Source organism: Nonomuraea glycinis (assembly GCF_014646515.1).
Taxonomy (GTDB): Bacteria; Actinomycetota; Actinomycetes; order Streptosporangiales; family Streptosporangiaceae; genus Nonomuraea; species Nonomuraea glycinis.
Genome location: NZ_BMNK01000009.1, coordinates 56,157 through 76,425, shown reverse-complemented (window position 1 = coordinate 76,425; position 20,269 = coordinate 56,157). Strand labels below are relative to the sequence as shown.

At 71.8% G+C, this 20,269-nt stretch carries 17 protein-coding genes; 5 read left to right on the top strand and 12 right to left on the bottom strand.

The annotated features are described in order from the left end of the window. The 10 genes from IEY87_RS24800 to IEY87_RS24755 form a co-directional block, all read right to left on the bottom strand. Window positions 1-1,386 (bottom strand): hypothetical protein, encoded by a 1,386-nt coding sequence (locus IEY87_RS24800; RefSeq protein ID WP_189141174.1) that lies wholly within the window; start codon window positions 1,384-1,386, stop codon window positions 1-3. Between the two features lie 3 nt (window positions 1,387-1,389). Then, a complete protein-coding gene (locus tag IEY87_RS24795; RefSeq protein WP_189141173.1) occupies window positions 1,390-2,067 on the bottom strand; it encodes a polysaccharide deacetylase family protein in 678 nt (225 codons plus the stop codon). Beyond that, window positions 2,061-2,783, bottom strand: a complete 723-nt coding sequence (locus tag IEY87_RS24790) for a class I SAM-dependent methyltransferase (protein WP_189141172.1) — start codon at window positions 2,781-2,783, stop codon at window positions 2,061-2,063. Before IEY87_RS24790 ends, IEY87_RS24795 begins: the two co-directional genes overlap by 7 nt. A gap of 7 nt (window positions 2,784-2,790) precedes the next feature. Further along, a complete protein-coding gene (locus tag IEY87_RS24785; RefSeq protein WP_189141171.1) occupies window positions 2,791-4,020 on the bottom strand; it encodes a glycosyltransferase in 1,230 nt (409 codons plus the stop codon). A 139-nt stretch (window positions 4,021-4,159) separates the two neighbouring features. Beyond that, window positions 4,160-6,415, bottom strand: a complete 2,256-nt coding sequence (locus IEY87_RS24780) for a hypothetical protein (protein WP_189141170.1) — start codon at window positions 6,413-6,415, stop codon at window positions 4,160-4,162. A 390-nt stretch (window positions 6,416-6,805) separates the two neighbouring features. After that, the gene (locus IEY87_RS24775; protein ID WP_189141169.1) at window positions 6,806-8,017 is read right to left on the bottom strand and encodes an acyl-CoA reductase; all 1,212 of its coding nucleotides are present in this window, start codon (window positions 8,015-8,017) and stop codon (window positions 6,806-6,808) included. Then, the gene (locus IEY87_RS24770; RefSeq protein WP_189141168.1) at window positions 8,017-9,048 is read right to left on the bottom strand and encodes a LuxE/PaaK family acyltransferase; all 1,032 of its coding nucleotides are present in this window, start codon (window positions 9,046-9,048) and stop codon (window positions 8,017-8,019) included. Before IEY87_RS24770 ends, IEY87_RS24775 begins: the two co-directional genes overlap by 1 nt. Then, entirely contained in the window at window positions 9,045-10,397 is a 1,353-nt protein-coding gene (locus IEY87_RS24765) for an AMP-binding protein (RefSeq protein WP_189141167.1), read from the bottom strand. Before IEY87_RS24765 ends, IEY87_RS24770 begins: the two co-directional genes overlap by 4 nt. A 15-nt stretch (window positions 10,398-10,412) precedes the next feature. Further along, the gene (locus IEY87_RS24760; RefSeq protein ID WP_189141166.1) at window positions 10,413-11,171 is read right to left on the bottom strand and encodes an SDR family NAD(P)-dependent oxidoreductase; all 759 of its coding nucleotides are present in this window, start codon (window positions 11,169-11,171) and stop codon (window positions 10,413-10,415) included. Beyond that, window positions 11,146-11,394: an acyl carrier protein gene (locus IEY87_RS24755; protein WP_189141165.1), complete on the bottom strand. Its 249-nt coding sequence runs from the start codon at window positions 11,392-11,394 to the stop codon at window positions 11,146-11,148. The genes IEY87_RS24760 and IEY87_RS24755 overlap by 26 nt, the downstream gene beginning before the upstream one ends. Window positions 11,395-11,762: 368 nt before the next feature. Here IEY87_RS24755 and IEY87_RS24750 point away from each other — a divergent pair, with 368 nt between their 5' ends. From IEY87_RS24750 to IEY87_RS24740, 3 genes are all read left to right on the top strand, one after another. Beyond that, on the top strand, window positions 11,763-12,392 hold the full coding sequence (locus IEY87_RS24750) for a hypothetical protein (RefSeq protein ID WP_225277650.1): 630 nt from the start codon (window positions 11,763-11,765) through the stop codon (window positions 12,390-12,392). A gap of 287 nt (window positions 12,393-12,679) precedes the next feature. Beyond that, the gene (locus IEY87_RS24745; RefSeq protein WP_189141163.1) at window positions 12,680-14,278 is read left to right on the top strand and encodes a hypothetical protein; all 1,599 of its coding nucleotides are present in this window, start codon (window positions 12,680-12,682) and stop codon (window positions 14,276-14,278) included. Window positions 14,279-14,293: 15 nt separating this feature from the next. After that, complete coding sequence (locus tag IEY87_RS24740; RefSeq protein WP_189141162.1) at window positions 14,294-16,180, top strand: glycosyltransferase family 2 protein; 1,887 nt, start codon at window positions 14,294-14,296, stop codon at window positions 16,178-16,180. A gap of 87 nt (window positions 16,181-16,267) precedes the next feature. Here the strand turns inward: IEY87_RS24740 and IEY87_RS24735 are convergent, their stop codons facing one another. Further along, window positions 16,268-17,392, bottom strand: coding sequence for a DegT/DnrJ/EryC1/StrS family aminotransferase (locus tag IEY87_RS24735; RefSeq protein ID WP_189141161.1), 1,125 nt, complete (start codon window positions 17,390-17,392; stop codon window positions 16,268-16,270). Continuing rightward, on the bottom strand, window positions 17,392-18,375 hold the full coding sequence (gene pseB, locus IEY87_RS24730) for a UDP-N-acetylglucosamine 4,6-dehydratase (inverting) (protein WP_189141160.1): 984 nt from the start codon (window positions 18,373-18,375) through the stop codon (window positions 17,392-17,394). The genes IEY87_RS24735 and pseB overlap by 1 nt, the downstream gene beginning before the upstream one ends. A 97-nt stretch (window positions 18,376-18,472) precedes the next feature. On the opposite strand from pseB, the gene IEY87_RS24725 reads away from it, so the two are divergent. Both IEY87_RS24725 and IEY87_RS24720 read left to right on the top strand, forming a co-directional pair. Next, the gene (locus IEY87_RS24725) at window positions 18,473-19,201 is read left to right on the top strand and encodes a cytidylyltransferase domain-containing protein (RefSeq protein WP_225277648.1); all 729 of its coding nucleotides are present in this window, start codon (window positions 18,473-18,475) and stop codon (window positions 19,199-19,201) included. Beyond that, a complete protein-coding gene (locus tag IEY87_RS24720) occupies window positions 19,198-20,262 on the top strand; it encodes a PseG/SpsG family protein (protein ID WP_189141159.1) in 1,065 nt (354 codons plus the stop codon). Before IEY87_RS24725 ends, IEY87_RS24720 begins: the two co-directional genes overlap by 4 nt. The last annotated feature ends 7 nt before the right edge of the window (window positions 20,263-20,269 follow it).

Sequence of the window (20,269 nt, the reverse complement as noted above, 5' to 3'; positions counted from 1 at the left end):
TCACGGAGCGGGCCGGCGCCGCAGCGGACGCACGCAGGCGCCGGCCAGCAACGGGACCAGCAGGACGCCGATGAAGATGGGCGAGGCCAGATACCGGAAGTCCTGCGCGGAGATGTTGGCCAGGATCGCGAGCTGCTGTCCCACCACGATCGCGGCCACGGCCGGCACCCACCTGTTGCGCAGGGCCAAGGCGGCGAGCGCGACGGCCGCGTACGACAGGTAGGACCAGAGCGCGCCCCGCCACAGCAGCCAGTCGAAGCGCGGCTCCAGCGTGGTGGTGAGCCACGTCAGCGCCACCAGGTGCAGGCCGGGGGACAGGGGGCGCAGTGAGAGCAGGTGCCGTTCGGGGAAGTCGGGCACCTTGTGCGGGCCCACGTAGGTGTCGGTGGTGGGGCTGAGGGACAGGCGGTAGGTGGAGGTGCCGGCCTCCGCCGCGACCCTCCAGGCGATCGCGCCCCGGCACAGGCGGGTGTCCAGCACCAGGGCGGGCTCGGCCACCAGAAGCCGGCTCCAGAGGCCGAGCAGTTCGCCGGTGTGCGCGTCGGCCTGGGCCCAGACGAAGTCGCGGCGCCAGATGAGCGGGTTGACGGTGGAGCAGGTGCCGCCCTCGGTCCATCTGGTCAGCGGCGCCACCGACGCCAGCAGCGCCCGGTCCTGCTCGGTGAACAGCTCAGGACGTTCCCGGTAGGCGACGGCGAGGTCGGCGAAGGCCGTGTGGAAGACGTACGTCTTGGTCGGGGGCATGATGCCGAACTGCGGGAAGATCAGGTTGTTGAGCAGCAGCGGGAGCGCCGCCGCGACCGCCCCGACGAGGGCGAGCCGTACCCGCTGGGTCTTGATGACGACCAGCAGCACGGCCACGGTGACGGCCACGATGAGAAAGCCGTTCGGGCGGAAGAGGCTCAGCAGGACCAGCAGCGTGCCGAGGCCCGTCAGCCTCGCCGGCGTGAGCGTCCGGCGCGCCGCCAGGCCCGCGCAGGCCGCCGCGACCGCGATCGCGCAGGCGGTGAACGGCACGTCCTTCCAGAACGTGACCGTGAACGCGCCGGTCGTCGGCAGGAACGGCAGGGCGAGCGCCACCGCCGTCGTCGTCCGCCGGGGCGCTCCGAGCGCTTTGAGCGACTGGGCGAGATAGGTCAGGGCGCAGGCCATGGCCGTGGTCTGGGCGAAGGTGACCGCGCCGAGATCGCCAGTAGTGGTGAAGGAGAGCCACAGCAGCGCGTCGTACAGCACCGAGTGGTCGCTCACCCACGGGCCGGCCATCGTGTGGCTCAGGTACTGCACCGAGTCGCGGCTGAAGAGCCCCGGGTGGAAAGCCGCCCACCAGCAGGCCAGGACCGTCTGGATGGCGGCGAAGGTGGCCACCGCCACCCAAGGAACCCGCATCGGTTACGGGTAGCTCGTCCCGGACTTCAGCCGTTTGACCCCCAGCAATGTCGGCACCGTGACCAGGTGATAGCCGCGTTTCTTCAGCTCCTTGACGATCCCCGGCATGGCCTTGACCGTCTGCGGGACCGTGTCGTGCATGAGCAGCACGCCGTCGCGCTTGGCCAGCCGCAGGACCGCGGCCTTGATCTTCTTGGCGTCGCGCAGGTCCCAGTCCAGCGTGGTGCCCGTCCACATCACCTGCGCGAGACCGTACTGGTTCGCGAGATAGAGCACGCGGTCGTCGGTGCGCCCGTACGGCGGCCGGAACATCGTCGCGGTCAGGCCGGTGGCGTCCTTGATGGCCTCCTGGGTGGTCTGGAGCTCTCGGATGATGTCGTCGTCGAGCCTCCTCGTCAGCCAGGGGTGCGTGTAGGTGTGGTTGCCGATCGCGTGCCCCTCGGCGAGGGTCCGTCGCGCGACCGAGGGCCGCTCCGCGACCCGCTTGCCCACCAGGAAGAACGTCGCTTTGACGCGCTCCTTCTTGAGCACGTCGAGCAGGGCCGGCGTGGTCTTGCCCGGCCCGTCGTCAAAGGTGAGCGCGAGGCACTTCACCTTGGCGCAGTCGACCTTCGCCTGTACGGCCGCGGCAGGGGACCCGGCGAACACCAACGAAGCGGTGATTAAACCGTGAATCAACACATCGATACTTTAGAACCAAAATCATCGAGCCGAGCCCGCAGGAAAAGGCTTACCCCTCTGCCAGACCGGACAGGTAGGTAACGCTCGGCGATGACCACCGCGGAAAGGCCCGCGTTGACGACGGCCGGCATCCGCCGCAGGTCACTTCCCGTCGAGCCGCGCCGATGCCGGGCGATGAGCGGGCGCAGCAGCACGTTCCAGCTCCAGACCCGCTCCACCTGCAGCCCCGCCTTCTCTACCACCCTGACCAGCGAGTCGCGGGAGTAACGGCGTACGTGCCCGACCGCGTCGTCATGCGACGACCACAGTCTCATGTCGCACGGCACCGCGATCAGCGCGTGCCCGCCGGGCCGCAGCACCCGCGCGAACTCCTCGGTGACCAGGTAGTCCTCCCTGATGTGCTCCAGCACGTCGAAGGCGGTCACCAGATCGACGCTCGCCGACTCGATCGGCAGACTGCGGGCGTCGGCCGACACCGCCCTGAGGCCGCGCTCACGCGCGATCTGCACCGCCACCGGCGAGCTGTCCGTGGCGGTGGCGTCCCAGCCCTGCTCCACCAGCACCCTGGTGTTGCCGCCGCCCGCCGCGCCCACGTCGAGCGCGCGTCCGGGCCGGCCCAGCGCGCGCAGCTCCCGGCGCAGGATGGCGCGCCGCTCCCGATACCACCAGTGGGTACGCTCAAGAGCGACCAGTTGCCGGATTTCCGTGGCGTCCAAGAGTGAATCAGCTCCGTGAGCGGGCGAAGACCCAGTGGTCGAGTGCGAGGAATCGGGTGAGGGTGAGCACGCCGTAAGTGGCGACGACCGCGCTTACTTCGAGCAGCCGCCCCGCCGCCGGGACGAGCGCGTGCAGGCCCAGCACGGCCATGGTGGTGAGAGCGTAGTTGGCGAGGAACATCAGCCCCGCCCTGGCATGCAGTCCGGTACGTTTCCCGCCCCGGCGATCGAAGGTCCACCGGCGATTGGCCTCGGTGTTGACCACCGCGGTGAGGATCAGCGCGGCGAGGTTCGCCGTCACCGGTGACAGGAACTCCCGCAAGGGGAGGTAGAGCATCGCGTACAGCAGCGTGGTGAACGCGCCGACGACGGCGAACGAGACGAACGTCGCCAGTGCGGCCGCCCGGGGCGCGGCGACGACCGCGTCCGGATGCGTGGGCGCGGGCTCGGCCGGCCGGGGCACCTCGACCACCGCCCGGCCCCGCGACATCGACCAGGCGAGCCTGGCCAGCCCCTTCAGGTCATCGACGGCCGTCTTCAGCACCCGGACCCGTGAGTCCAGGTCCTCGACCCAGTCCACGGGCACCTCGTGCACGCGCAGCCCGTTGTGCTCGGCCAGCAGGAGCAGCTCGGTGTCGAAGAACCAGGCGTCGTCCTCGACCCGGTCCAGCAGCGGCCTCACCACGTCCGTCCTGGCCGCCTTGAAACCACACTGGGCGTCACTGAACCCGACCCCGAAACCGAACCGCAGCAGCGCGTTGTAGCCGCGCGAGATCACCTCCCGCTTCAGCGAGCGCTGGATACGGGCGCCGCGCGACAGGCGCGTGCCCACGGCGATCTCGGAGTGCCCGCTGGCCAGCGACGCCACCATCGGGAACAGCGCGCCGAGCCCGGTGGACAGGTCGACGTCCATGTAGGTGACGATGTCGGCCGGGCTGTCACGCCAGGCCGCCTTCAACGCCGCCCCCCGCCCCGCCGTCGCCAGCCGCCCGGCGTACACCTGCTCGAACTCGGCGGCCAGCGCCTCGGCGATCGGCCAGGTGCCGTCGGTGCTGCCGTTGTCCATGATCGTGACGCGCCACGGCAGGGGGAAGGACTCGGTGAGGAAGGCGGTCAGCGTACGGACGCAGCCGGGCAGCGCCCGCTCCTCGTTGAGCACGGGAATGACGATGTCGACGGTCGCGAGTTTGGCCGGACCATCGCGGACACCGGCCTCGGGGCGCACGCGCGTTTCCATGGGTCTCCCCGATCGCTTGGGGCCAGGACTACGGAAATGGTGCTCAGCCGGGCCACGCGCGGATGGGTGATTCCCCTTCGACATGCTCGGAGCGGACGAGCTTTTTACTCCGGGCTGGCGCTGGGGTCTCAGGGCGGGATCAAAGCTGGTAGACCGAGCAGGCGCCACTGCGGAAACGCAGCCGGGCGAATTGCCCGAGCGGCGGGGCCTTTCCATCGACGAGAAGCCATTCCACATCGTAGGCACGGACGAGTCGGGCGATGTTGGTGGCGGACGGGGCGAGGAAGACGGAGTCGTTCGCCGCGAGCCGCACCGGGTCCGCGAACCCCAGGCTCAGATAGGACTCGTCGGTCAGCGGGGCCCGCGACAGCGTGCTCTCCGCGTAGGCCCACCCCTCCACCAGCACCCGCCGCTCGCTGTAGGCGGACACCCAGTAGTGGCGGCTGTCGCAGTAGGGGCTGCGCAGCGGGCGGCAGTGGCCGTTCGTCGCCACCACGTCGTCCGGCGCGGAGTGGTCCCGCAGCCACCTGGACGCCTCCATGCCCCCCTCGGGCAGCGTGACAGTGAAATCTCCCGGCGGCCCGAGCTGATCGACCACCTTGGCGGCCGTGCCCGGCAGCACGTAGCCCATGGCCAGCGCCACCAGCACCAGCGCCGCCGGTCGGCGCCACCACACGAGCGCCAGCCAGACGACCCAGGCCGCGAACCCGAGCACCAGATAGGGCAGGGCGATGCCCGGCAGATCGTGCGGCGGCACCGGCAGGGCCGGGCCCATGACCGCCTTGACGGTCACCGCCAGGACCGTGCCCAGCACCAGCGCGCACCCCGCCACCGGCCGGAGCCGCCGGCACGTCCGGAGGAGCGTCAGCCCACCGGCGACCGCCGCGATCGAGAGGTACGGCCGGGCGCCCTCCAGGAAGTAGAGCTGCGAGGCGGCCGGGTGCCCGAGCACCAGCATGGCGCCCACCCCCGCGGCCCCGATTCCGAGCAGCAACAGCACCGCCGGATCGAGCAGCATCCCCCACCGCCCGGCGGGATGGAGCGGTCCGGCGGGGTGGGGCGGCCGGGCGGTGTGGGAGGGCACGGCGGCGGGGTGGAATGGCACGGCCCCATACGTGGCCAGGCCGGCCAGCCCCGCCCACACGCAGATCAGGCAGGTCAGGTGCAGGACCCCCAAGCCGAGCAGGTCGCCGAGGGGAGCGCCGGCCATCTCCGTGTTCGTCAGGTCCGCGGCCATCGCCCAGGCCCGGCGCATGGTGTCCAGCGGCGCGATCGTCATGCCCTGCGACCCGCCGCCGAACAGCGCGTACCGCGCCGTCACCAGGCAGGCCAGCGCGATGCCCCCGGCGATCATCGCCGTGCGGTCCAGCCGCCGGCGTACCAGCCACGACATCCCCAGCACCAGCGCCAGCCCGCCCAGGACCAGCGGCAGGAACGTGGCCTTGGCACCCATCAGCGCGACCAGCAGGATCGACACGGCGGCCCATCGCCCCTGCCCCGAACGCAGGAAGCCGACCAGCAACAGGACCACCGGGGCGAAGAGCAACGCCCCGAAGTTCTGGGTCGGGCTCAGCCACGCGGTGAACAGCGATCGGGTGGTGAACAGGTCCAGGCCGCCCTCGTGCAGTTCGGGGGAGCAGACGAAGCAGGTGACCAGGATCGCGGCCACTCCCGCCCAGGGCCGTCCGGTCAGCCGCCAGCCGACGGCGGCGACCAGCACGGCCAGCCCGGCGAGCATGGGCAGCGCGGTCAGGCGGTAGAGCAGCGTCTGCGGCTCGATCCCGGTGACCCAGCTGGTCGCGGCCATCTCCGCGTACACGAACCAGTGGTAGGACAGCCGCTCACCCAGCACCATCGGGAAGGTCGGCGGAACATGATGCTTGATCTCCCCCAGAAGTGCCAAGTGATAGGACATGTCCACGTACGGCGCCGCGTTCCCCGGCCACGCGAGCCCGTGCACGCGATAGAACTGCTGCGCGCTCCACACGAGCAGGTAGCCGACGACGGCCGACATCGCCCACGCCCACCCGACCGGGACCCGCACCCCACCCCCACGCCAATGCCGCCGCAGCCGCGGCACGACGACGAACGCCCCGATCGTGACCACCGGCCACGCCACCACCGCCAGCGGCACCCCCGCCGCCCGCGCCGCGATGTAGACCAGCACCTCCACCGCGTACCCCAGCGCCAGCCCCGCCGCCAGGTCAACGGGCAGCGATCCACCCCCTGGCCCCAGCGCCCGCCAGAGCAGCACTCCCGGCACCATCACCCCCACCCCGACATGCCCGGCGAACGCCGCGACCTCCGCCACCGGCACCCCGAACCGGCAGAGCACGACCACCGCCGCGACCGCCACCAACCCCGCCGGCACCCACCCCGCACTGGGCCGCCGCACCTTCCTCCGCCTCGCACCGGCAGTCGCCCTCGCCGACACCACAACCGTCATCCGTCCCCCCGAAAAGATCACACGACATCCAGCACCGCCCAAAAGCAGAAAACCGACCTCGTACGCCCACCTCAGCCCACCAAGCCGCCCGTTCCAGGCACCGGTCGGCCAAGCCGGCGGTGCCGGGAGAGCGTCCCGGCCGGCGGAAGGTTGGCGAGACCAGGCGTCCAGGCAGAGCAGGCGGTCGGGAGTAGCGGTCGTACAGACCATCTGGCCGGTGGAGGACCGGGGAGGTGACGAGATGGCGGGGGCTCGCGGCGAGGTCTCGGGGCGGCGAGACGGCGTGCGGGAGGAGAGGGAGGAGGTCGGCGGGATGGTGTGGCGGATGGCATGGTGAGGTCAGGCGGAGACGGTGACCAGACGGGTGAACTCGGAGGCCAGGTCCACGCCGTCCCAGACGCGGTGGAAGCTCAGCGCGTCGCCGAAAGGCACCATGCGGTCGACGCCGCGCCCGGCGAGCGCCCGCGCCAGCTCCAGCAACTCGGCCCGGGGAAAGCCGAAGTGCGTCATCGTCTGGTCCCGCCGGCCCACCAGGGGCACCAGCTCCGTCAGGGAGTCGAGCCGGGCGTGGGCGAACGTGCCGGTGCCGAGCCAGCGCCGGGGCGCCGCCACGGCCGTCGCGAGCGTGACGTTGGCCAGCGCGTTGCCGTGGAAGTCGATGGCGCCGGCCGAGCCGTCGGCCGCCAGGCCGTAGGTGGACACCCGCTTCTCCACCGCCATCGCGGCGTCCACCGCCCAGCCCCGCTCGGTCACCGTGTGCGACAGGTGGGTGGTGAAGTCGGCGCGGGCCGCGTGGCAGTCGGCGCGCGACCCCACCCAATAGACGGTACGCGGCGAGGAGCACGCCGCCTGGTCGAACCAGTAGGAGTCGTTGACGAACCCCTCGGTGACCGTCTGCCGGGTGGCCTGCGGCGCGCACAGCCAGGCCGTCGCCCGGACGGCCGCGAACGACGACCGGTCAGGGAAGGCGAGGTCACGCGCGTAGGGCGGCAGCGGATGCTTGCGAACCTCGTCGACGGTACGGTCGCCGCCCCAGATGACCCGCAGGTCGCAGGCGGTCGAGAGGGTGGCCGTGATCGACTCGGACCGGTCGTAGCAGACGATGCGCTGCGTCGCGGCCACGATGGGATCGGCGTCGTCGAGCGTCTCCTGCAGCGTCTTCACGATGGTGGCGGCGACGGTGCCCGCCCGGGGCGACAGGCGCACCACGTTGCGGTTGCCCACCAGGGCCGACAGCGCCCACGAATAGACGAAGATGGTGTCGACGTTCGCCGGGGGGATGTGGAAGACGAGGCCGCGCGGCACCCGTACATGCTCGCCGCGCAGCCCTTCGATGGTGCGCTGCAGCTCGCTGCGGCGCAGGAAGAAGCCGAGCGAGCCGAGCTCGGGGTGCCGGCGCGACAGGGTGGGGCGCAGCAGCCGCCTGCCGAAGGCACTGAGGAAGTCACGGATCCGCTCGTCGCCGACCGAGAGGCGGCCTCCCGCCGTCACCTGGTCGAGCAGGTCGTCCACGGGCACGGGCGGACCGGCGGGGAACCTGACGTCGAGCATTACGCGGCCGCCAGCCCGTGGGTGTCGCTGCAGCCGCGCGCCTCGGCGCGGGGAAGCCGCCCGAGCACGGAGAAGCGCTTGCCGGGCCAGATCCCGTCGTCCACGCCGTGCACGACACCGAGGTCCTCCGTCAGCAGGACGTGCCCCGGATAGGAGGTCGGCAGCGTGCTGACGACCTCGATGAGCCCAGGCACGCCCGGCGGCGCCTCCTGCCACGTGTCGGGGTCGCGGATCACCACGTCGGCGAAGTCCGGACAGTAGAGGCCACCGCCGTCGGGTCCTTCGAGGAAGACGGTGCCGATCTGCTCGACCATGCCGTAGAAGTTGTGGATGCGCCGCAGGCCGCACTCCTCGCCCAGCTGCCTGCGGTATTCGGCGCTGTCCACCGACTGCGCGGCCAGCTTCTTCCAGCCGCCGGAGTGCACCAGCACGCCCTGCGACAGGTCCATGCCGAGCTCACGCAGGTGCAGCCAGGCCATGAAGGTGAAGGCGAAGATGAGGTACGGCTTGCCGCCGTGGCGCGCCAGGAAGCCCTTGACCGCCTCGTGGTTGAGAACCCCCCGCTCGTCGAGGGCGAAGGTGTGGTCCCTGCCGAGGTTCATCATGCCGAGCACGCCGGCGCCGCGAGCGCTCAGCGTCGGGTCGCGCACCACCGAGCGGCTGTCGACGATCAGCATGGGCAGCCGCCGCTCGCCCAGCACCGCGCGCAACGTCGCCGCCAGCATGCGCGGCTGTGTGGCCGCCGCCTGCCTGTCGAGGTAGATGCGGCTGGGCACCTGGCCGGTGGTGCCGCTGGAGGTGAGCACCTTGAACACCTGCTCCTCCGGCACGCTGCGCAGCTCGTGCGTCTTGAACAGGCGTACGGGCAGCCATGGCAGGTCGGCCACCCGCGCGTAGGGCGCGGCGGAGCCGATCGCGTCCAGAATCCGCCGGTAGGGCTCGCAGGCACGGCGATGCCGCTCGGTGAGCGCGGCCAGCTCCGGCAGCAGAGCCGCCTCTCTCTCGGCTGCGGACCGCGTGAAAACGGTCATGTCCTGGCCTCCAGCGCGACGTAGTCGATCTTTCCGGTGGTGAGCAGGGGCAGCCGGTCGACGCCTCGCACGTCGAAACCGCTCCAGTGCAGGCGCAGCTCGGTGCCGAGCCGCCTGGCGAGGGCGGCGCAGCCCTTGACGTCGAGGCCCTCGGCCCACACGGTGACCCGGTCGTCGCCGCTGGTCGCCGCGACGGGCCCGCAGTCACGCAGGATCCGCTCCACGTCGTCGAGGTTGACCCGGACGCCGAAGATCTTGGCGATGCGCTTGACCCGGCCGGTGAGGTAGAGGAACCCGTCGTCGTCCAGCCGGCCGAGATCGCCGGTGCGCAGCACCCCGTCCAGGTCCTCGCCCCTGGCCAGGTCGGCGGCCGTCTCGGCGTAGCCCATCATCACGTTGGGCCCGTGGTAGACGACCTCGCCCTCCTGGATGGCGAGCCGTCCGCCGGGAACGGCCTGCCCTACCGAGCCGGGCCGATCGGCCAGCCGCTTCGGCGGCAGCACGGCGATGCGCGCCGTCGCCTCGGTCTGGCCGTACATCACGTAGAAGTCGGCCTTGGCGGCGAACTCGTCGATCAGCTCGGGCCGCAGCCGCCCGCCCGCCTGGGTCAGGGTGATGAGCGCGGGATGCTCGGCGGGGTCGAAGCGCAGCCTGCGCAGCATGTCGTACTGGTAGGGGACGGCGGCCAGTGAGGTGCACCGATGATCGTCGAGTGAGCTCCAGAAGGACCGTTCGAGCAGCCCGGCGTCGGTCAGCACCACGCTCGCCCCCGCCACCAGATGGCTGTTGAGCACCGAGAGGCCGTAGCTGTAATGCAGCGGCAGGCTGGTGGGCGCGACCTCGTCGGGCCCGAGGGCCAGCGCCTCGGCGATGGAGTGCGCGTTGGCCAGCACGGCGGTCCTGGACAGCCGCACCAGCTTGGGACTGCCGGTGGATCCTGAGGTGGCGAGCAGGACGGCCAGCTCGGGATGCGGCTCGCCCACCTCATCGCCCGAGCCCGAGCGCGGGGTGCGGCGGATCGCTGTCGTGCCGTGCGGAATGTTGCGGCCGTGCGGAGCCTGGGCGAAGCCGAGCAGGGCGGCGGGCCTGAACCGGGTGACCAGCGCGGCCAGCGCGGCGGCGGACAGATCCGGGTCGAGCAGGGCCACCGGCCTGCGGGCCTGCCAGGCGCCGAGGTAACGCAGCACCGAGGGCAGGTCGTTGCGCATGCCGCAGAACAGCGGGCCCGGCGGCAGCTCCGCCAGGGCCTGGGCGGTGCGGCTCACCCGGGCGGCGAGCCGCCCACCGCCGAGGTCGCCCGGCTCGCCGGCCACGATGAGGCGGGCGTGCGGGTGTGGCAGGTAATCCATCGGGTCGTCCATCGGTCACAGCACCAGCCCGCCGTCCACCCCGATCACCTGACCGGTGATGAAACAGGCGTCGCTGGAGAGCAGGAAGGCGGTGACGGCGGCCACGTCATCGGCGGTGCCGAGACGGCCGAGCGGGGTGGCGGCGACGGTGGCGGCGCGCGCGTCGTCGTCGAGGGTGGCCAGCATGCCGGTCTGGATGTAGCCGGGCGCCACGGCGTTGACCCGGATGCCGGCCGGGCCGAGCTCCTTGGCGGCGGCCTTGGCCAGGCCCAGGATCGCGGCCTTGGTGGCGGAGTAGACGGCCTGGCCGGGGGCGCCCTGCCGGCCGGCGATCGAGGAGACCAGGACGGCGGACGGGCTGGTGCCCCTGCGCAGCAGCCGGACCGTGGCCTGCAGGGTGTGCGTGGCTCCCATCGCGTTGACCTCGAACAGGTCGCGGACCGTGTCGCCGCGCGTCATGCCGAGCAGACCGGCCGCGTGGATGCCGGCGTTGACCACCAGGCCGTCGAGCCGGCCGTGACGCTGGTGGATCTCGCGGGCCATCGCGGAGACCGCCGCGGGGTCGGAGACGTCGCCGTGCGCGGCCTCGACGTGGCCGCCGGTGAGCGCGGCCATCTCGGCCGCGGCCTTGGTCGTGCGGTCGAGGTCGCGGCCGTGCGCGATGACGGTGCGCCCGGTGATGGCGAGCCTCATGGCGACGGCGCGGCCGATGCCCGTCGTCGAGCCGGTGACCAGGACGATCCGGGGGTCACAGGGCCGCTGCGCCGATGCCATGTCTCTCCAACAGCCGCGCTGCCTTGGCGAATGAGCTCATGTCGATCATCTCGTCGGTGTCGATCATGACGGAGAACTCGTCCTCCATCGCGGCGATGAGCGACATGTGGGCGAGGGAGTCCCACTGGGGGATGGCACGGTATTCGAGGCCGTCGACCTCGGCGTCGGACGGAAGGTTAAGCGAGCTGCGGAAGACGGCACGCAGGCGGTCGAGATGGCTCATGTGCACTCACTCTCTGTCGTCAAGACGAGACGTAGTGTAGCTGTGATCCTGGGTCAACTGAAACCAAGCCCCCGTCGCGAGTAATGGAACCGTATAACGGCGGGTGGCGTCCCTGAAGGGCTGGGAACGTCGGATGGGGCGCGCCAACCGCTAAAGGGGAAACAATGGACGAATCCAACCACTGGTACGGTCACTCCCGCATATTCGCGCGATACTGCGGATTGGTGGACGAAACGCCTAAGCGAATCCATGGATTCCTTCAGCATGGCTGGAACTATCTGCATGGGTTTCCGCCGAATGATCACTGGTGTAGTCCAGGATATCCCCGTTTTGTCTGGTCAGAGGTGCTTCTCAGGAGAGGGTGGTCGATGGGTCGTCGTGGCCACTATCTCATCGGCGCACCGTGGATCTATCTGCTTGACCTGGAGCCCGATCTCGGGGCCAAGGCCAAACGGGAGGGCACGATCTGGTATCCCTTTCATGGCTGGGAGAAACACTCCGTCCGCGGCGACCACGCGCGCCTCGCCGCCGAAATAAAGGACGTGGAGTCCGGTCGCGTGACAATATGCCTATATTGGCTGGAGTTCGCGAATCCCGACATTCGGCAGGCGTACGAGTCGCAGGGGTTCCGCGTCATCAGCCACGGCGAGCGGGGGTCGCGCTGGGACGGCGCCGGGCGTGACTTCCTGCGCAAGCAGCTCACGCAGCTCAGACGCCATCGCCGGGTGGCCTCCAACAGGCTCGGCAGCGCCGTGTTCTACGGCGCCTCGGTGGGCTGCGAGGTGGCCGTCTACGGAGACCCGATGCAGCTGGAGGACGAACGGCCCGAATACGGCGGTACGGCGCGCCGCCTGCGCCTGTGGCCCGAGCTGCACGGCGTCCGCGTCGACCCCGAGCTGGCCGGTCAGACCGCGCGGCGGGAGCTGGGATTCGACTATCAGGCGACACCTGAGGAGCTACGGCGAATGTTCGGCTGGGAGCGGGTGCGATGCGCATGACCGAGGCATCCGAGAACGTCCGCTTGATCGGCGGCGAGATGCTGCTGTGGTCCGACCTGTCCAACGCGTCGGGCTTCACCGGCTGGCACGGCGTGGCCCTGGAACTGATCACCAGACTCCTCCCACCCCCAGACCCCCACTCGGACCCAGACCCGCACCTGGACCCGCACCTGGACCCAGACCCGGACTCAGGCTTGAGGTCAGGGCCAGGCCCAGCCCCAGGCCCGGAAGCAAGCCTGAGGTCAGGGTCGGAGCCAGGTTCGGGGCCGGGTCCGCGGTCGGGGCGGGTGCTGTTGGTCGGGCCGCATCCGCAGGCGCTCGTCGACGAGGTGGTCGCCCGTGCCTCGGCCGCGGCGGTGTTGCTGCGCTCCTACCCCGACGCCTGCGCGCTCGGCGAACGCCACCCCGGCCTCGCCGTGCACTGTGGCAGGCTGGAGGCGTTCACCGGCGATGAGCCGTACGACCTGGTGCTGGCCTTGGACGGGCTGGGGCGCACGCACTCGGCGGAGGCGCCGGCGGCGGCCTGGCGGGAGTCGCTGGCCGCGCTGGCCGCGCTCGTCGCGCCGGGCGGGCGGCTGGTCCTCGGGGTCCGCAACGACCTGGGCGTGGACAGGTTCGTCGAGGCACGGCCTCCCGACCGGGACGGCGGTGACGACCAGTGGGAGCCGCACGGTTTCGACCCGACCTACCCCGACGGGCCGGCCGCCCTCGACGCCGCTCTGGAGTCGGCCGGGCTTGAGGTGGGGCGATGCTATTCGGCCTACCCGGACAGCCGGGCGCCGCGCGCGCTGCTGTCACGTGAGGCGCTGGCCCATGACCTGCCGGAGGCGCTGGCGTTCGCGCTGAGCGCCCGCGCCGAGGACCGCATGCTGGTCGCCGACCCGCTGCGGTTGACCCGCCTGGTGTTCAGGCACCGGCTCGGCGAGGAGCTCGCCCCCCTCTGGCTCGCCGTGGCCACCAGGCCCCCGGCGTCGTCAGAGCCGATGAACCTACCGCTCGGCCTGATAGAAGAGGGCCAGGCCGTACATGAGGTGACTTCCGCGCAGGCCGCTCACGAGACGGCCGTTCACGAGGTTCCCGCACAGGCCGCTCACGAGAGCGCCGTACACGGGGTGCCTGCGCAGGTGGCCCACGAGATCCCCCAGGCGCGGGCCGTACACCGAGGCTCTGCCGGAACAGGGCAGGTCGGGGTGCGGCGGTTGCCTTCGGGGGAGGTGCGGCCGATTCCGGCGGGGAGGGTCGTGGAGGAGATTCTCGTCGAGGCGTGTGCCCGTGAGGACGTGCGGGCCGTGCGGAAGTTGCTCGGCGCGCTGGCCGGGTGGGTGGAGGAGGGCGGGGACGCGGCGGCCGCGACCGACAGTCTGGTGTGGGACGGCGAGCGGTTCGCCGCCATCGGCGCCGGGCCCGCTCCACAGTCGTCACCCGCACCGGATGTGGTGCTCTGCCGTATTCTGTGGCGCTTCGCGGTCCGCCTGCTGGCCGCCGGGCATCACCACCCGTGGCCGTGGCCGCTGCAGGCCGACCAGCTCACGCTGACGCTCTGCGGGATGGCCGGACGCTCGTACGACCAGGATGAGCTGGATCTGGCCCGCAAGCTGGACGCCGAGCTCGGCGGGCCCGGGGAGCAGGCGGTCCCCGCCTACCGCGACCTCCTCAGAACCCGCGACCGCCTGACCGACCAGCTCACCATGGCCCTGGCCAGGATCGGCCGGTTGGAGATCAAGCTCACCTACCGGGAGCGGGAGCTGGTCAGGGCGCGCGCCAAGCTGCGCAGGACCCAGCGCAAGGCCTCGGCCTACCGCAGGACGCTCGGCTACCGCCTGTCACGACGTCTGTCCCGGCCACGGCAGGTGGCCCGCAGGGTCATGCGCCTGCTGTCCGGCTGAAGAAAAGGAGCTCACGTGCCGGTCCTCTCCGTGATCGTGCCCTTTCACAACGTCGGTAAGTACCTCGGCCCCTGCCTGGACTCGCTGACGGCGCAGCGGTTCCGGGACTTCGAGGTGATCTGCGTGGACGACGGCAGCCGTGACGACGGCGCCGCCGTCGCGGCCGCCAGGGCGGCGGCGGACGGGCGCATCCGCCTCATCCGGCAGGCCAATCTCGGCGTCGGGCGGGCCCGCAACGCGGGCGTACGGCAGGCGAGCGGCCGCTACCTGGCCTTCGTCGACGGCGACGACCTGGTGCCACGGGCGGCGTTCCAGCGCCTGGTGGCCTCGCTCGAATCGACCGGCTCCGACCTGGCCTGCGGGAACGTCATGCGCCTGCACCGCAACCTGCTCATCCCGTCGTGGGCGCACAAGGAGGCGTTCGCCGAGCCGGCCACCCGCACCCACATCACCCGCCACCCGCTGCTGATCCGCGACCGCATGCTGTGGAACAAGGTCTACCGGCGGTCCTTCTGGGACGCGCTCGGGCTGAGCTTCCCCGACCGGATGTACGAGGACCAGCCGGTCGCCATCGCCGCCCACGTGGGCGCGGGCGCGGTGGACGTGCTGCACAAGGTCGTCTACCACTGGCGCCAGCGTGACGAGCCGGGCGCCTCGATCACCCAGCGCCGCCTGGAGCCGGACAATCTGCGTGACCGCCTGCTGTCGGTGCTGGAGACGGCCGCGTTGCTGGACGCGCGGGCGCGCGGGCTGCGGCCGGAGTTCGACCGGGACACGCTGGAGATCGACATGGCGGTCGCGGTCGAGGCCATCGCCGGCCTCGGCGCCACCGCCGGCGACGATCTGGTGGACCTGGTCGTCCGCTATCTCGACGGTGTCCGGCCGGATGCGCTGACGAGCCTGCCGTTCGCCCTCCGCGTGCTGGTGCGCCTGCTGCACCAGCGCCGCCTGGAGGAGGTGGCGCACGTCTTCGCACAGGCGCGCGACGGCCTCCTGCACCCCCCGCTCAGCCCCGCGGGGCTGCTGCGCAAGCGCTGGTACGGCCGGCATCCGGCCCTGCCGGGATCCCTGTCGGAGGTGTCGGAGGAGCTGAGTCCGACGGGCAGGCTGGTGGAGCTGGAGTGGCGCGGCGGCGTGCTGAACGGTGTCGGCCGGGTGAGTGTCGGCCGGTTCGACGTGAGCGCGCTGGGCCGGGTGCGGGTGAGCGTGTGGCTGGAGGAGCGCAGGACGGGCGAGCGGGTGCCGCTGTCGGAGGAGAGCGCGTCCCCGGCGTGGGGAAGCGCCGAGCTGCCCGACGGGGGGTGCGCGCCGGAGCACGCGTACCCGTTCCGGTTCGCCTTCGACCCGGCGGCGATGACGTCCGCGCAGCTCGCCCGGCTCGGCCACTGGGATCTGTGGGTCGGGCTCAGGAGGCCGGGGCTGCGGGTGGAGGGCAAGGTGCGCGGCGATCGCCGGCTGCCGCCGGTGACCCCGCCGCCGCGCCGCCGCGCGGGGGTGTGGCTGGTCCCCGCGCTCGCCGTCAAGGGCGCGTGGGGACTGCGGCTGCGCCGGGCCGGAGCACTGGTACGGCAGTGCCAGGTGGACGGCGATGACCTGGTCTTCTCCGGCGAGTTGACGGATCCGGGCGACGGCGAGCCGGTGATCAGGCTGGTGCGCAGGAGCGACGGCGAGGAGATGTACTTCCCGGCGACGCTGGCGGGGCGCGAGTTCCACGCCCGGGTGCCGCTCGCCGGCATCGACGAGTCCGTCGGCGAGGAGTCGTGGTGGGAGGTCGTCATCGACCAGGGACGGGCGATCCGGACCCTGGTCCGCACCCAGGACCGGCCACCCGTGCGGGTCGAGGGCCGCAGCTTCCTCGTCGACAGGAGCGACGACGGCTGCCTGCTGCTGCTGGAGCGCTGAGTCAGGTCAGGATGCCGGCCAAGCCTGCGACCAGGAGCGCTGAGTCAGGTCAGGATGGCGGCCAAGCCTGCGACCAGGAGCGCTGAGTCAGGTCAGGATGGCGGCCAGGCATTCGACGACCCAGCCCTGCTCGGCGTCGGTGAGGTCGGGGTAGAGCGGCAGTGAGAGCTGCTCGGCGTAGTAGGCCTCGGCCGCCGGGCACAGGCCGCGCCGGTAGCCGAGATCCTCGAACACCGGATGCCAGTAGGCCGGCAGATAGTTGACCTGCACGCCGATGCCCGCCGCCCGCATGCGCTCGTAGACCTCACGCCTGCGGCCGTCGCCGATCCGCAGCGGGTAGAGGTGCCAGCTCGGCGCGGTGTAGGTCCGCTGGGCGGGCAGGGTGAGGCCCGGCAGCCCGGCGAGCAGCGCGTTGTAGCGGGCGACCAGCTCGGCACGCCGGGCACGGAAGCGGCCCAGCCGCCGCAGCTGACTGGCGCCCAGGGCGCAGAGCACGTCGGGCAGCCGGTAGTTCAGGCCGAAGTCGTGCACCTCCTGGTGCCAGCCGCCGTGCTCGGGGTCGCGCTGCTCGGCCGGGTCCCTGACCAGGCCGTGGTTTCTGAAGCGGGCCGCCGTGGCGAACCTGCCGGGGTCCACCGCCGCGACCGCGCCGCCTTCGGCCGTGGTCACGGTCTTGGTCGGGAAGAAGGAGAACGTGGTGAGGTCGGCGAGCGCGCCCACCGGCCGGTCCTTGTAGGCCGAGCCGATGGAGTGCGCGGCGTCGCCGATCAGCACCGCGCCGCAGCGGTCGGTGACCGCCCGCAGCTCGTCGTAGTCGGCGGGATGGCCCGCGTAGTCCACGGCGGTGATCGCCCGGGTCCGGCCGGTCACCAGGGCGGCGGCGGCGTCCGGGTCGAGGTTGCCGGTGTCGGGCTGGACGTCGGCGAAGACCACTCGGGCGCCGCGCAGCGCGGCGGTGGCGGCCGTGGCGACGAACGTCAGCGGCGAGGTGATCACCTCATCGCCCGGCCCGACCCCGGCCGCCACATAGGCCACGTGCAGGGCCGCCGTGCCCGAGGTGACCGCCACGCACGGCACGCCGCCCGTCCACCGGGCCAGCTCCGCCTCGAACAGGTCGACCGCGGGGCCGGTGGTCAGCCAGTCGCCGCGCAGCACCTCGGTCACCGCCCGGACGTCGTCCTCGGCGATGGACTGCCGCCCGTAGGGGAGCATCAGGCGCCGGCCGGGACCATGGCGCGCAGGTCGTCGACCGACAGCCACAGGTCATTGGCGTCGGAGCGGTAGGCGAACCCCTCGGCCAGCGTCTCGCCGCCGGCCGGTGGCACGTAGCCCCAGTCCGCGATCGTCGGCTGCACCACGTAGCGGTCGGACAGGAGCAGCGTCCGGCGGCCGTCGTCGGGGCTGATCATCTCCTCGTGCAGCTTCTCGCCCGGCCTGATGCCGATCTCGTCGATCGGGCAGCCCGGCGCCAGCGCGTCGGCCAGGTCGAGGATGCGCATGCTCGGGATGCGCGGCACGTAGAGCTCGCCGCCCTGCATCAGCTCGAAGGAGTCGACCACGAACCGGACGGCCTGGTCGAGGGTGATCCAGAAGCGGGTCATCCGCTTGTCGGTGATCGGCAGGACGCCGCCCTGCGCGGCCAGGCGCTGGAAGAACGGGACCACCGAGCCGCGGCTGCCCACCACGTTGCCGTAGCGCACCACGGAGAAGCGGGTCTCGTGGCTGGCGGCGTAGTGGTTGGCCGACACGAACAGCTTGTCGGCGACCAGCTTCGTCGCGCCGTAGAGGTTGATCGGGCTGGAGGCCTTGTCGGTGGAGAGCGCCACGACCTTGCGCACGCCGCAGTCGATGGCGGCCTCCACCACGTTCTGCGAGCCGGCGATGTTGGTCCTGACATATTCGAACGGGTTGTACTCGGCCGTGTCGACCTGCTTGAGCGCGGCGGCGTGCACGACATATTCGACGCCGTGCATGGCCCGGGTCAGCCGCTCCCTGTCGCGGATGTCGCCGATGAAGTAGCGCAATCGCTCGTCCTGGCCGAGGAGCTGACGGAGCTCGTACTGCTTGAGCTCGTCGCGGGAGAACACCACCAGCCTGCGCACGCCGAGCGAGTCGAGCGCGTGGCGGATGAACGCCCTGCCGAAGGACCCCGTGCCTCCGGTGACCAACACTGACGATCCACTGAGAATGCTCAAGGGGTCCCCCGAACTGACGGCTACATGCCAGAAGCCTGGCCGGTAGCATAACGCAATCAATGCATAACGCACAGTCACACGGGGAAATGGGGCACTGGTGCGTATTGTCGGGATCATTCAGGCTCGGATGGGATCCACGCGCTTGCCGGGCAAGGTCCTGCGCGACCTCGGCGGCCGCTCGGTGCTGGGGTGGGTGGTCCGTGCCGTACGCGAGTCGCAGGCGGTCGACGAGCTGGTGGTGGCCACCACGACGCGGGCGGCGGACGACGCGGTCGCGGCCGAGTGCCTGGCCCTGGGCGTGCCCTGCCATCGGGGGCCGGTGGACGACGTCCTCACCAGGTTCGTGCAGGTGATGGCCGGGCTCACCGGGGACGCCGTCATGCGGTTCACCGCCGACTGCCCGCTGCTCGACCCCGCGATCATCCGGGAGGCGGCGCAGGTCTACCGGGCGCTGCCGGGGCTCGACTACCTGAGCACCGGCCTGGCGGGGACGCTGCCGCGCGGGCTCGACGTGGAGATCGTCGGCCTGGCCGCCCTGCGCCGTGCCGACCAGGAGGCCGACGCCTACCATCGCACCCACGTGACCTCCTACGTCTACTCGCACCCCGGGGACGCGCGCCTGCTCGGGCTGGCCTATCCGCCGGGGGCCGCCGACCTGCGGGTGACCCTCGACACCCAGGAGGACTGGCAGCTCATCTCGCGCGTGGTGGGGGAGCTGGGCGACGGGTGCGTCCCGATGCGGACCCTGGTGGACTGGCTGCGGGCCAGGCCGGAGGTGTGCCGCCTCAACGCGCACATCGCCCAGAAGCACCTGCAGGACGCGTGACCGGGAGCGGGCGCGGGCGGCGGGTCGGGGTTCGGTGCGACGCGGGGGCCGCGATCGGCGTCGGCCACCTGGTGCGGTGTGTCGCGCTCGCCGAGGAGTTGTGCGCGCGCGGGGCCGAGGTGGTCTTCCTGGGTGAGGTGTCCGGCTCGCCGTGGGCCGCCGAGCAGTTACGCGCCCGGGGGCTGCCGCTGGTGGCGGCCCCTCAGGAGCCTGAGCCGCTGGCCGCGCTGGTGGGCGAGCTGCGTCTGGACGCGGTGGCGCTCGACTCCTACACGCTCGCCCCGGACACGGGAGCGGCCGTCGGCGGGCGGGGGCCGGCGGTGCTGGCGATCATCGATGGGGACCCCCTCGGGCAGGAGGCCGATCTCTACCTCGACCAGAACCTCGGCGCCGAGCACCGGCCCTTCCCCGCACAGCCTGGGCCGGAGCACCGGACGCCACGGCCTTGCGGGGTGCTGGAGTCCGAGGGGGAACCGCCCGGGGTGTCGAGGTCAGGTAGGGGGAGGCGGCTGGCGGGGGTGTCGTACGTGCTGCTGCGGGACAGCGTGCGGCGCTGCCGACGGTCGCCGTGGGCGCGGCGCGTGCCACGGGTGCTCTGCTTCTTCGGCGGCACCGACAGCGCCGGCGTCGCACCCGCCTGGGCGGCGGCGCTGCGCCGGACGGGCCTGCCGTACGAGGCCACGGTGATCAGTCCGGTCCCCTTCCAGGCGGCGGGCCGGGTGCGGGTGATCCCGCCGACCGACAGGTTGCCCGAGTTGATGGCCGAGGCGGACCTGGTGCTCACCGCCGCCGGATCGGCGAGCTGGGAGCTGCTTCACCTGGGTGTCCCCACCGCGCTGACCTGGGTGGCCGACAACCAGTCGGCCGGCTACGAGGCACTGGTGCACGGCGGCCTGGCGGCCGGCCTGGGCCGAGAGCCCGGCCCGGCCGCGGTTGCCACGCTGGCCCGCCTGCTCGCCGCACCGACGCTGCGCGAGGAGTACGGCAGGCGCGGCAGGAACCTGATCGACGGCCGGGGCCGCGAACGCGTCGCCGACGCTCTCCTCGGAATCCTCGGTTGACCGGAGA

What these genes read in the sequence shown, in the direction of transcription:
- IEY87_RS24800 (WP_189141174.1), bottom strand. Translation starts at nt 1,386, where the DNA reads ATGCGGGTTCCTTGGGTGGCGGTGGCCACCTTCGCCGCCATCCAGACG.
- IEY87_RS24785 (WP_189141171.1), bottom strand. Translation starts at nt 4,020, where the DNA reads ATGGAAACGCGCGTGCGCCCCGAGGCCGGTGTCCGCGATGGTCCGGCC.
- IEY87_RS24775 (WP_189141169.1), bottom strand. Translation starts at nt 8,017, where the DNA reads ATGCTCGACGTCAGGTTCCCCGCCGGTCCGCCCGTGCCCGTGGACGAC.
- IEY87_RS24770 (WP_189141168.1), bottom strand. Translation starts at nt 9,048, where the DNA reads ATGACCGTTTTCACGCGGTCCGCAGCCGAGAGAGAGGCGGCTCTGCTG.
- IEY87_RS24765 (WP_189141167.1), bottom strand. Translation starts at nt 10,397, where the DNA reads ATGGATTACCTGCCACACCCGCACGCCCGCCTCATCGTGGCCGGCGAG.
- IEY87_RS24760 (WP_189141166.1), bottom strand. Translation starts at nt 11,171, where the DNA reads ATGGCATCGGCGCAGCGGCCCTGTGACCCCCGGATCGTCCTGGTCACC.
- IEY87_RS24755 (WP_189141165.1), bottom strand. Translation starts at nt 11,394, where the DNA reads ATGAGCCATCTCGACCGCCTGCGTGCCGTCTTCCGCAGCTCGCTTAAC.
- IEY87_RS24750 (WP_225277650.1), top strand. Translation starts at nt 11,763, where the DNA reads ATGGGTCGTCGTGGCCACTATCTCATCGGCGCACCGTGGATCTATCTG.
- IEY87_RS24735 (WP_189141161.1), bottom strand. Translation starts at nt 17,392, where the DNA reads ATGCTCCCCTACGGGCGGCAGTCCATCGCCGAGGACGACGTCCGGGCG.